This window comes from Dechloromonas hortensis (genome assembly GCF_009469765.1).
Classification (GTDB): Bacteria; Pseudomonadota; Gammaproteobacteria; order Burkholderiales; family Rhodocyclaceae; genus Azonexus; species Azonexus hortensis.
Window position 1 is genome coordinate 17328 of record NZ_SSSQ01000019.1, and the last position, 11569, is coordinate 28896.

Annotated in this window: 13 protein-coding genes; 4 read left to right on the forward strand and 9 right to left on the reverse strand. The window is 59.6% G+C overall.

What is annotated here, in order from left to right:
* Positions 1-3 precede the first annotated feature (3 nt).
* On the forward strand, positions 4-510 hold the full coding sequence (locus GH663_RS19960) for a hypothetical protein (RefSeq protein ID WP_153133343.1): 507 nt from the start codon (positions 4-6) through the stop codon (positions 508-510).
* A 192-nt stretch (positions 511-702) separates the two neighbouring features.
* Here the strand turns inward: GH663_RS19960 and GH663_RS19965 are convergent, their stop codons facing one another.
* Positions 703-1065 (reverse strand): hypothetical protein, encoded by a 363-nt coding sequence (locus GH663_RS19965; RefSeq protein ID WP_153133344.1) that lies wholly within the window; start codon positions 1063-1065, stop codon positions 703-705.
* 1214 nt (positions 1066-2279) lie between these two features.
* On the opposite strand from GH663_RS19965, the gene GH663_RS19970 reads away from it, so the two are divergent.
* Positions 2280-3557, forward strand: a complete 1278-nt coding sequence (locus tag GH663_RS19970) for a hypothetical protein (RefSeq protein WP_153133345.1) — start codon at positions 2280-2282, stop codon at positions 3555-3557.
* Between the two features lie 789 nt (positions 3558-4346).
* On the opposite strand, the gene GH663_RS19975 is transcribed toward GH663_RS19970, so the two are convergent.
* Entirely contained in the window at positions 4347-4694 is a 348-nt protein-coding gene (locus GH663_RS19975; protein ID WP_153133346.1) for an H-NS histone family protein, read from the reverse strand.
* A gap of 529 nt (positions 4695-5223) precedes the next feature.
* On the opposite strand from GH663_RS19975, the gene GH663_RS19980 reads away from it, so the two are divergent.
* A complete protein-coding gene (locus GH663_RS19980) occupies positions 5224-5427 on the forward strand; it encodes a hypothetical protein (protein WP_153133347.1) in 204 nt (67 codons plus the stop codon).
* Between the two features lie 279 nt (positions 5428-5706).
* Positions 5707-6399 carry a hypothetical protein gene (locus GH663_RS19985; RefSeq protein WP_153133348.1) on the forward strand — a complete coding sequence of 231 codons (693 nt, stop codon included), beginning with the start codon at positions 5707-5709 and terminating at the stop codon, positions 6397-6399.
* 38 nt (positions 6400-6437) lie between these two features.
* Here the strand turns inward: GH663_RS19985 and GH663_RS19990 are convergent, their stop codons facing one another.
* From GH663_RS19990 to GH663_RS20020, 7 genes are all read right to left on the reverse strand, one after another.
* A complete protein-coding gene (locus GH663_RS19990; protein WP_153133349.1) occupies positions 6438-7391 on the reverse strand; it encodes a competence protein CoiA family protein in 954 nt (317 codons plus the stop codon).
* A gap of 300 nt (positions 7392-7691) precedes the next feature.
* The gene (locus GH663_RS19995) at positions 7692-8708 is read right to left on the reverse strand and encodes a BrnA antitoxin family protein (RefSeq protein WP_153133350.1); all 1017 of its coding nucleotides are present in this window, start codon (positions 8706-8708) and stop codon (positions 7692-7694) included.
* A complete protein-coding gene (locus GH663_RS20000) occupies positions 8708-9493 on the reverse strand; it encodes a hypothetical protein (protein WP_153133351.1) in 786 nt (261 codons plus the stop codon). The genes GH663_RS19995 and GH663_RS20000 overlap by 1 nt, the downstream gene beginning before the upstream one ends.
* A gap of 54 nt (positions 9494-9547) precedes the next feature.
* Positions 9548-9859 carry a cyclic-phosphate processing receiver domain-containing protein gene (locus tag GH663_RS20005; protein ID WP_153133352.1) on the reverse strand — a complete coding sequence of 104 codons (312 nt, stop codon included), beginning with the start codon at positions 9857-9859 and terminating at the stop codon, positions 9548-9550.
* A gap of 186 nt (positions 9860-10045) precedes the next feature.
* Complete coding sequence (locus GH663_RS21475; protein ID WP_369334275.1) at positions 10046-10243, reverse strand: PEP-CTERM sorting domain-containing protein; 198 nt, start codon at positions 10241-10243, stop codon at positions 10046-10048.
* 19 nt (positions 10244-10262) lie between these two features.
* Entirely contained in the window at positions 10263-10643 is a 381-nt protein-coding gene (locus GH663_RS21480; protein ID WP_153133354.1) for a PD-(D/E)XK nuclease family protein, read from the reverse strand.
* Positions 10644-10996: 353 nt separating this feature from the next.
* Positions 10997-11443: a hypothetical protein gene (locus GH663_RS20020; protein WP_153133355.1), complete on the reverse strand. Its 447-nt coding sequence runs from the start codon at positions 11441-11443 to the stop codon at positions 10997-10999.
* Positions 11444-11569: the final 126 nt, after the last annotated feature.

Below are 11569 nucleotides of genomic sequence, written 5' to 3' on the forward strand. Positions count from 1 at the left end.
GCTATGAGCCGACTCGCAGAGATCATCCGCAAGCTGTACCACCTGCCCCAATCCCACCGGCAAGCCCTCGCGCTGTCACGGGCCCACGCTGAGCGGGTGCCTGTGTTGCCGGGTGTCGCCATGATTTCGATCACAGCTCCGGAACGATCGCCTGCTCAACTGGACGGCTACGAACATCTGCTGCGGCTCAGTTTTGCGGATGTGGACTTTGCGGAGAAAGGCATCTCGGATCGCGCTAAAGCCAAGCTGCCCGCGGCCATGAGCGTAGGCCAAGCGCAGCAGATTCTGGATTTCGTGTCCACTTTGCCCGCGGACGTCCACACCCTACTCGTCCACTGCGAAGGCGGCTTTTCACGCAGCTGTGGGGTCGTGGTCGCCCTGCGCGAGATCTATGGCTATGCCGTCGAGCCCGAGCGCTTGACTAAAGCCAACCCCAGCGTCACCGCCCTGCTCCACCAAGTTGCCGGCACTTGCCGGCGAGGTAAGGCAACGCGCGGGAAGGTACGGTAACGCATGGCGCAACTGGTCCAGGCATTTGCAGCGGGCTTCCGGCAAGGGGCCCGCTGTTTTTGGTTGCACCTTACCTGGCCGACCAAGATGCTCAGGCGCCTGCGCGCGGATTGAGGGGGCGCGCCATCCGGTGCCTGCAACTGCCGGCACTTGCCGGCAAGGCATGGTAAGGCAGCGCAAGGCGGCGCGAGGCTAGGCCTTTTCGAGCGCTCGATGCTCAGTCACCCGGGCGTTGTAGTCCTCTGCGGTTGGCATGACGACCGCATAAAAGAGCCCGTTGGCTTTGTCTTGGGTGTACAACACGAAACAGTTGTAGCTTGGCAGATAGCCGCGGGAGGCGTAGTAGTGCATCTCCTGCTGGCAAACGCGAACATCCATCTCTTTGCGCGTCCGGCCGAGGGCGCCATCGCCCCGCATGTCTTTTTCCGTCGCTTCGGTATATTGCTGCCGACGTTTGAGAATCTCGTCACCACTATCGGCATGCACAGCACCGGCAACAGCCAGGCTGGCAAGTAGCGCCAGCATCAGCGGGCGCAGTTTGTTGTGTTTGATCATCGATTATCTCCAGTTGTTTTGCGGGCACAGCGCCCCTGCTTCCGTATAGCGGCGGCGATACGAAAATGCCGGGAGGTGTATGTGGGTTTGGGCAACCGGGAGGGGTTGGGCCGGGAACCGGCGGCGTGATTGCACGGTTAATCCGGGAAGGTGCGGATCGAAGCGTCTTGACGGAGGTTGGGGCCGGTTGGCGGGGTGTGGGAGGGATTAACCAGGAGGGGTTTCGCTGCGCTCAACCCCTCCGAGAATTCGGCCGATGACCGCTTGCGGTCATGGCGCTCATTCGCCTCCGGCGTTGGTGCCGGTGTTGATTTATTTTTGGGTAGGTGCCATAGCCGAGCACATGTGCTTGGGTATGTGCCTATAGGGGCCGGGGTGCATAGCAGCACAGGTATGAGCCACCCAGGAAAGGAGAGGTCGGCGCTTGTTGATGCTGACGGGCGTTTTTCCAGGGCGGCCTGGCAGCTTCGGCGCCGCGCCTCACTGCCCAGGGGCGCTGGAGGATGCGAACCTCGACCCAGGCGGATCGAAAAGGCCCAACGAGGCCGAGGTGCCGATTTATCGCGATCCCTCCCTGGCTCGGCAGGACTGCGGCCGGTAGGCCGACTGTGCTGAGACCATGGCTCGTCAACAAACCCAGATATCAGATGTGTGCCAGCTTCGACGCCGGAGGCGAATGATGGCCGGGACGCGAAGCGGCCTGGTCTTCATTACACGGGCGGGTGAGCGTCAGCGAACCCGCCATGAGGGAGGCTAACCGGCTTCGACGCTGTTGAGTTGGCTTATAGAGTTATTAAATAGTAATTAACAAGTAATTAAGAACGCTTGAAACCCAGTAACCGCGCGGGTTGCGGGCTGGAGTTAAGTAGTCATACTACGAATGTTAAGTAGTCAGACTACGGCAGTTAAGTAGTCCTGCTACGCAAAATAAGTAGTCCTACTACGATAAAAGTTGGCAAACAGCATATTTGTTGCTATACTATGTATAACGTTGTTATACAGCGGCGTTATGCCCCAACCACTTCGGGAGACCGCTATGCCCGACACTGCTGATACACCCATCACAACCAAGCCCGCCACCGTACTGGTCGCTGCTCGCTTGCCCCTGCCCCTCCATGACCAACTCGTGGCTGTGAGCGCCGAAGAGGAGCGCAGCCAGTCCCAGATCATTCGTATGGCCTTGACTGCATTCTTCGCTGCGCGGGAGGCCCGCCATGGCTAATCAAGCTCCCACCCTGTCGCTGGCCGAGCTGGAAGCGCAAGCCGCCAAGCTGACCGCCGAGATTGATGCCATGGCTGCGGCTATTGCCGCCATTGGTGACGCCGCTGCACTGGCTTCCGTCAAAACCAAGCTTGAGCGGGACCGGGCCCGAGTGCAGAAGCAAATCAAAAGCAAAGCCGCCCTGCAGTTCCGGGATGTCATCGTACTGGCTGACAACGCATCGGAGGATCAGATTGTGGCCGCTCGCAAGATTGCTGCTACCCAAGTGTATGTCGCTGACGACATGCCGCCTATCGCATCTTTGCCCTTTGGCGATTGCATGCCGAACGCTGCTCTTGGTACGGGGATTTTTTCTGCTCAGGATCGCGCCAGCTTGGCTAAGCACAGCTCCTTTGATGTCGGCCATACAAACAAACTGTTTCCGATCGAGGGGCGCCCGAATGATTACGTACTTTATTCTGGCCCAGTGCTCACGATTGAGGATCGGGATGTGGCGCTGGCTGTAGTGGGCTTTGCCAGCAAAGCGGGCGCACTTGGTGCCGTACCCGATCAAGCCGGAACGGTATCCGGGGTAAATGCCTTGACCCTGAGTGCTCGCCAGATCGCCGAAGCAACCAAACGCAATTACTCCACATCGGCCCGGCGCTTGGTTATCGAGTGCCTGTTGCAGCTTAACTCCGTCAAACTGGCTATTGTTACCTTTGCGCCGGGCCAAGTGCCCCGCGTGGCGGACGCACTTCGAATTGCCAAGTTCACCAACCTCATCCACGTGATCGAGATTAACCAGGACCCCCAGGCGGGCAAGTCGGAGATCAAGCTTTCGGTGCCTCACTCAATTGTGGCCCTGTATGGCTATCAGGACTTCTCGAAAGTTGAGATGCACACGGGCCTGCCTCCGTTGGTGGGCTTCCTGCGGGACTATCTCCGGCCACACCAAGACGGCTACACGCTCAAAGCCAGCAAGATCTACAAGGCGAGCCAGAGTTTTGGCAAATTCGCGCACTTCCAGCGCCGCCTGCATGACGCTTTCGCCTGGTTTGTGGCGAACGGCTACGTGGTCGAAAAGCGTGCGCTGGCTGAGGACCTGGAGGCGCCTGACGAAGAGGCAATCCCAGGCTACCCGGTTGAGCACTTCCAGTTCCGGATTTCCAAGCCGACCGCTAAGCCTGCGGCACGGAATGTTTCGCAAAGCATCAAGCGCAGCGGTCAGTGGTATTCGTACTTCCCTCGGACGCGCCGGACAAAAGCGGAAATGCAGGCGCTGCACTAAGGGCAAGCAGGATAAGTGGTTCTACTACAGGCGCGGGCCGTTTAGGTAGTCCTACTACGCCTGCGCTTTGCCTGTCTGCCCATGTCGGCAACGCAAGGTACCGTAGCCGCCGGGTCAGTTTCCGCTACGCGTGCGCAATCGCGAAGCGGCGGGCGGCGCATTAGGCGCTCAATCATTGCTCTCGCCAACACGCCACCCAACAAGCGCGAGTATCGCGCCGGTTATCCTGCCTTGCCAATGCCCACCCGGGCACCCCCTCAGTCATTCGAGTCAGCTCCAAGCGTGAGTTTTATTCTGCGAGTTTGGCGGTGCGCGACAGCGTGCAAATTGCGCAGCCAAAACAAGTGCCGGTTGCCCCTGTTGCCGGCCGGGCCGGTAAATCGCCCCGCTACGCGCCGGATTCGCGAAGCGGGTGCCGCAACCTTAACGACGGGTTGCACGCAGTCGCCAACCCGTCACCCGAATAGCGCGATACCGCGCGCGACGTTGATTTAGAGGTCAAGATTTCCGGCCATCCCAGGAATCCAAGTAGGCGCCACACCAGGCCCCAGTGCAGCACCAAAGAGAATCAGGCCGCCCAGAGGGAATGTGTGATCGTAGCATCCAGTCAGCGTGTAGCCCGCCCACCAACCCGCACCGAGCCAGTCACCTGCAGCCGGCATCCGTAGGGCAGCTTCGGCGTCGTGCCTCGCTGCCACCAAGCCGGCGAGCCAAACCAGCACGCTCATGGCCATCCCGTCCACGCAAGAACTCAGCAGCCCACATGCACATTCATCCGGCTGCCCCGTACTACAGCAGCACAGATGCCAAACTGGATTCCGTTTTGGATTCCGATTTAGCTGCCGGGGCTATCAAAAAATAGGCCAACGGCACACCAGCAGCAATCGCCTCCTGGACCCAGGCCGGCTTGCGCCCTCGCCCGGACCACTCTGCACCAGTCTTCGGGCAGCGGTACTGTGGCGGCTTGCGTACTTCCATCTTGCGCTTGAGATACAGCTCGTAGGTGGCCAGTAGCTTGCGGGCTTTCTGCACTTCGACCAACTGCTCAGAGCATACGTGATCCGAAAATTGGACTGCATCGGCAACTTCGCGCAGGGCGCGGCGCAAGGGCATCCAGTCGTTTAATTGTTTCGTCATTGCAGCGCAGAAAACTCGGAGTGTCCCGCAACCCGGGGCTTCCTGCAAGTGGGTGCGGGCGGGGTATTTAGGCGGGATGGCCGAGGGAACCGGTGCCGGAAAGGGCCGGGAAGGGGTAGGCGGACGGCGCGGGGCAAAAAGCGAGGGTTGCTGTCGGAGAAGGGGGGCGGACCTCGAGGTGGAAAGCAGAGGTCAGGGGTGGTTCTCCGACGTAAGAGTCATAGTCATGCCGGCCCGGGTGAGGTCTCCGACAGCGGGTGTATCGGGCAAAGGGGGCTGACCTCGATTTTGGCTGGTGGCCTGTTGCCAAAAAAATAGGCAAAAAGAGGCCCGTTTAGGCCGGGAGCGGGGTCATTCAGCGCCGCTTCCTGGTTGGCGGCAGCTGCCGGCAAGTCAAGGCACATGCCTGCGCGGACGGTGCCGATCCGGGCTGGCAGATCGCGGCAGGGCGTAGCCCTCAAAACACCCTCACCCGCACGCTATACGGGGCATGGCGATATTGCCGACAACATCAATGGAGACTCAACCCATGTTTGACCTTATTCCCGCGCTTGCCCTTGCGCTTGTCGCATCCAGCGCGCCGGCGGCGGCACAGGCTGATGAGTACGGCGTCTATGCCGAATCCATCACCCTGGCCGCTGCAACCCATGACGATTTTGCGACGGCATTTGTCGCTTTTGCTACTGACGAGCAGCCGACTTTGGCCGCTCCCAGCTACAGCTTTATCCCCTGATTTCACCACCCTGGCCCTGGATTTGGGGCCTCAAACACCCAATTTTCGATAACAAAAAGAAGGAGATTTACCCATGAAGTTGACCCCGATTGCGGCCGGTTTGGTTGCGATTTTGAGCCTCACGGCGTGCGGAAAAGGCGGTGGAAGTGCCGGCGTAAATGCCTACACCGAGTCCAACTAGGGCCTCAAAATGGACGAAAAAGAGAGCATTGATCGCTCGAAAGACCTCACTGCTGGCCGCTCGGCCAAAGTGTCGTTTGATGCCGATTTTGCCCCCTGTTGAGCCGCGCGCTAACTGACGCGATGCCCGTTACGAGCATCAAGGCCGGTGGGTTTTTTGCTGCCACCTTCCACGGCAAGCACACGCGCCAGCACGTGCTGAGCGGAGTTGATCGCGCCTTGGCCCAACTCGGTTTTGAGGCCCCGGATGGGACGATTTCGGCCGATCAAAAGGCCTTGGCCGCGCGCGAACGTGAGCGCATTGACGCCTTGGTTGGCGCCAATGATGCCCGCGATGCGTGGGCAAAAGCCAAGCTGGCTTGTTTGGATGCGACCATCGCCGGCGACTACGCCAAGGCCCGTGCGTGCTATCAGGAGTACCTGCCGCACATGGCCACGCTGCACCTGTTGCAGGCTGCCCGCGTGCCGCAAAAGGGCCACGTGCTGGACGAGACCAACCTCAGATCGCAAGGCAATCGCCGCACATTCCCGAAGGCCGGCCAACTCGAAACCCTGACGTATGGCTTGGTCAACGTGGCCGAGTTTGCCGCTACGTTCACGCAAAACGACAAGGGCGTGATCGAGAAGGCAAATGGCGCAATCCGGTACGGCGATGGCTATATCAACAACGCCAAGGTCACTATGGATAAGAGCGTCGATGCCAAGATCAGCATCAAGACCAGCACTGGCGGCAGCACCACGGTGGATTCCGGTGTGTCGGACAAAGCCGACGTCAGCGTGGGCAGCAAGTAAGCCAGGTAGGCACAACAAAGTCCCTTCGGGGCTTTTTTCTATGGCTGCGCCTGGTAGTACGCTTCGAGCACGCGCTGGTGCTGTTCTGCCGGGGAATGCTGGGCAATGCGCTGCGCTAGTGTCGTCAACGCTGCCCGCAGCCGGTCCGTATCCTCGAGGCGAAACCACCAAACCCCTTTACTCGCATCGAACCGGCCACCCCACCTGGTCAGCCAGCCGGTCACAAGTGGATCGGCTACAAAGTCCGATGTCATTACGCGCGCCGCAAGCCACTTTTTTCCGGGACGTAAGCTCACGGCGGTTCGGCCAAAGTTGAATTCGTGCTGGCGCCGGACGGGTGGAGCTGGTGGAAGTTCTGCATTGGCGATCGCCTCTGCCGCCAGGCGCTCGACTTCCGGCAGTACGCGCCAGCGACGGTTCTCGTGTGCGTGTAGCACAGCCTGTCTCACGGCGCCCCAGGCATCGGGCCCAGGGTGCTTCGGGAGCCGCAGTGTGATTTCGAGAGTTGGTACACCCAGCTCAAGCAGTTTCGCGAATTTGTCACCGCTCACCGGATTGGTGACTGCGATTTCCACGAACATGGGCCCAAAGGACGCCGCAATCTGCACATCTGGCCGGACGACGACGTGATCAACCTCGGCTTCCGGATCCGTGTAATCCAGCATGCCGGGCGGTCGGATAGCTTTGCCATAGCGCATCGCCCCGTCCTCACCGCGGACCGATCGGCCGATAACAACCACCGGCACAAGGACAGCGCGCGCCTCAAGTAGCACTTGTTTAGCCGCTTGATGCAGCAGCGTCTCAGGCCCACCAGAGCACTCTGCGTTGCCTTGGTGCGCGAAGTACCAGGCGCGGATGTCGCCTTGCTTGGCGATGAGCGCATCCTTACAAATTTGGCATATGCAGCCGCAGGCCAGGCCATTGGCGACATCCGCCACGGCGACTAACTTGCCTTCCGGGTTGATCGCGAAGATTTGGTGCTCGGTGGCCATGACGGACGATTGTAGCTGTTCGGCAGCTACATCTAAGCGGGCGCCACGCTATACGGAGTTGTCCAAACACAAAGGAGATCGACTATGGATGGCAAAGGTGCAATCCTCGGTGTCAGCGTCGCAGTCACAGCTGGCATCATGTTTTACGTCTCGCGCACCGAGGCTTCGGCCTCCTTTTTGTTTGGCTCTGCGCTGGGTGCTGTGCTTGCAAGTGCCGGCATGTGCCGGCAAGGCATGGCACGTGCAGGCAAGTGGTGGCCACCCAGGAGGAGATGGTGGTTCGCGCGAGCCGTGTTCCAGCTAATTTTGGCGCCGGGCCCAGTCGGCGAGCGGTAGTGCTTCCTCAAGCACCCGATCCCGCCAGCCCGCCGGCAAGCCATTTGGCGTCACCAGGTCGATTGGGCAGCCCAGCAAATCCGCCAGGGCGTCATGCAGGGCGCCCTGCGTAAGTAGTGTCGTGCCTGGCACAGGGTCAACCAGTAGATCCAGGTCGCTTCGAATCGTGTCCGTTGCCGTCAGCACAGAGCCAAATACACGCGGATTTGCCGCATGGTGCTCAGCGCAAAGCTGTTCGACTCGATCAAAGTGCCGCAATAGCGCTATGCTTGGCCGAGGCAGGGTTTTGCCTTCCGGAACCGCTTCGCGCAAAATCTTGTTGATCAAAGATTGATAACCTTTGCCCTGCGCTGCCGCTTTGGCTCGTACTGCCGCGAGCACATCGGAATCAAGATAAATCGAAATTCGCTGTTTTTTGTTGTCGCGGCTTACGGCGCCTCGTTGGCCTTCGCTGAAATTGTGGCCGAGAGGGAAGTGCACTGCTTCGTAGTCCTCGATCCGTTGCGCCAGTACCTCAAACCGAACACTTTCTGGCGAGCCCAGCGCCGGTTCGTTCTCAAAGTACGGTGATATCTCCCGCAGCGCAGCCTTGTGCTCGTTCGCTGTTGCAATCGGGGCCGGGCGGAAGTTTCGGAATTCGGTCACAGTGCCGGCCTCGCCGCAGATGCCACAGGTTCCGCTCTGCCAGGCTACGTCGCTCCGTGCCGGCCCGCCGACTTTGATTCCGCAAGCGCAGCAAGCCCAAGCCGGCAGCACACCAGAAGCGGGCGTCTCGGCAGTTGGCAAGATGATCGGCGTCAACGTGCAACCCTTGGGCGCATCATCCGGCCCGGCTGGTACAAACTGGCTTGCCGGCGCTCCGCACGCGAAGCACTTGGAGATTGCGGGGCGATCAGCAGCCGGCACATCCGCAATCTGCTGCGCATTGAGTGCAACATGGACCCGGCCGCAGCGTGTGCATTTGTATTCCGGCAGCCTCATTATGATGCCTCCTTTGCCAGCATTTCGCGGGCGCGCAGAAGCACCCGCACAGCAGCACCGGGCGCCAAGTCCGGGTTCGCCACGAGGAAATCAGCGAGCGACCGCCCGGCGATCAGCGCGTCAAAAAGGCTTGCAACGGCCATGTCAGTGCCCTCGATCACGACGCCCTGCTCTGTGCCACGAACCACCGGCGAATCCGAGGCTCGGTCAGCTCGGGCCATGACTGGGCCAACCTCGGCGAGCAGGTCCAGGATCTCGGCGCGCTTTGTTGCGTGGAGCCGAGCCAGTAGCGCGGGTGTTGCGAAATCCGGGCGGGCATTGAGTATCGTCAGCCGCTCGATCCTAACCTGCGCCAGGCGGGCAAAATCGCACGCTGGGGTGTCGCGTCGGGCCGCGCACTCAGGACAGCGTACATGCCAGTAGCCATCCTTGTTGAGCGTGCCTGGCTGCCCACAAGATTCGCAGATCTGCGCGCTCTGTGCGGACAGGGCATCGAGCGCTGCGGCGAGATCCGATGTGGTGTTGGCCACGTGGATGCGCAGGAGGCCAAACTTTTCCTTTATTTGGCTGATCCGGGGCCAGGCGGTCGCCTCGGCTTCTGGATTAGCGGCGAGCAGCTGAGTTATCGCGGTTTCGATTGCGGTGGCGGCCTTGGCAATCAGCGTGTGCCAACCGTCGCCGGTTTCGATACCCCAAAAATCGAGCGGGCCGGTGTCGGCATCAATCGGGCGCCGGAACGCACGGGGGTACTGCGCGAAGAATTGCTGTTGTTTTGCGAGGTCCATGGTTGGTACGACAAGCGTTAAAAAGGGGTGTCCGGATTTCTATATGTGTAACGACTAGCGGTGCTCCGCCGAACAATTGCCAGCGTGGCGATTGATGGCCGCGATAGCCGCATCCATTTTCAGCCGGGCGGACGAGTTCGCCGAGTGCACGTGGATAATCGGAGGCAACATGCCATGGACTATCACCTGCTCTTCCTGCCACAACAAAACCGTGTAGCCTGTGCCGTGCGCATCGTCGCCCAGATCATGATCGAGCGACAACTCCGTTACCTGCCCAGTATTGAGCAGTGCAATGGCCTCTTCTGGCCAAAATGTCCGCACCCAACCTTCTGGAGTGGCGCGTTCGTCATCCAAAAAAACTTTCACGCTTACCCCTTTGTTTGTGCGTTGTAGCAGTCAAAGCCCACAACAATTTCCGGATACCCGTTAAAAGCAAACGGTATCACCGGGTTAGAGCGAAAAATAGTGGCGAACTAAATGGTGGTTTTGTCGAGTTGGGAGGTGGTTGGATGGCGAGAGGTGGGCCGGGTGTGCGATATGTGTCGTTCGAGGCTACTCTGCTTGGGACTTTCGGCGAGCATGGATGCCGCCGATCATCGCTAGTCCCAGCAGCATCAGGGCCGGCATTGGTGGTTCTGGCACCGGAGAGACTAGAGCCTGGAAATCATTGAGTTCGGACCAACTGGCCACCTGGCCGTACTGGTTGTGCACAAGGGGCAGTGTAGTAAACGTCAGGTGGCGCCCAATCACGGCATCGAATGTCCGTAGGTTACCTTCCTTGGGCAACCTCGGTGACGGGGATGGGCTCGATGGTTCTCCCAGAGCGCTCTGCCATCGAGTTCGTAAGTTCCACGAACCGCTCCAAAATGCGCGATTGGTGACCGTGATTACCATTGCAGTCCAGTATCCACGCCAGAATCTGACTATTCCGTAGCTCATCACGGCCAACGCGGGCTATCTGCCACACATTCGTGAGCAGGCCACGCTGACAGTAAGCCGGGTAGTGAGCTGCAAATGCGTGGGCGAATTCGCTTAAGGCTGTGCTGTCGATGGGAGCTGCGGATTCGACCGGAATTGACAGTCGGTGCCAGTCGGCGAAAAAGGCCTCGGCTTGGGGAAATGTGATTTGATAGTCAGCGGACAACGGCATTGATATGTGCGCTGCGACACCGCAGCAGGGCTCGCATTATGCGCATGTGCTTTGTTGGCCTGCAAGCGAAAAGCCGGCTGACACGAGAGGTGTGCCAGCCGGGAAAGTGCCAAGGGCACTGAGGACACGCATCCGCCGGAGAGGATGCAATCTGTATAGCGCCTTTCCTGCTTTTCCACAAAGTCTCTGGATAACGACGGGATTTCCGGGGATTGAGCTGGTCTCGCAGCGAGGTGTAGCAAGGCCTCGGGGTTGTTTGCCTAAATTTTCGGCGGGCGCGGAGAAGGTGAAGCGGAGGGAGCCGGCTCCATCACGCGTTTGGCCAGGTGTCACAGGCATCCAGCCAAGGCTGGCTAAGGAATAGTCCAAAGCCACTCAAACCCCTTGGTCGCTGAGGGCATCTGCGTAGCGCCTAGCTTGGCGAAGAATGCCGGGTAGCCAGGCAGCGTAGATTGCTTGTACTCCGTGAACAGGATCTCAGTTACGCCTGCATGCTGTTTAACTGCCTGCCCGAAGGAATGCGCAAGACGGCGGGCATAGCTGTAGCCGACGAACTCCGTGGCAACCGCGATATGGTTAATAGTGATGCGGGGGCCTTGCTGGCGCACATCTTCGAGCCAACCCAAAGGCGGTTTGGTTCCCCAAGTGATAGTCATGTGGCCGCCCGGTTCTGCCGGGTTCCAGCGTCCGTTTCGGGTGTAAAGATTCTCAGCGGGCCGAAGCCATGCTTGCGTAAACGCGAGGGCCTGCTGCTCCGCAGGGGTCAGCACAAGCTGCCGAAGATAGGATTTGAGTGACATAACTAGGTCCAAGATTGAGAGACGGTATAGCGATTATCACGGGTATCGGTGCGGGCGAACTTCGACCATCGCTCCCTGGGTGGCCTACTCCAGTCAGATTTCTTTGAAGAAAAATACATCTGTCGT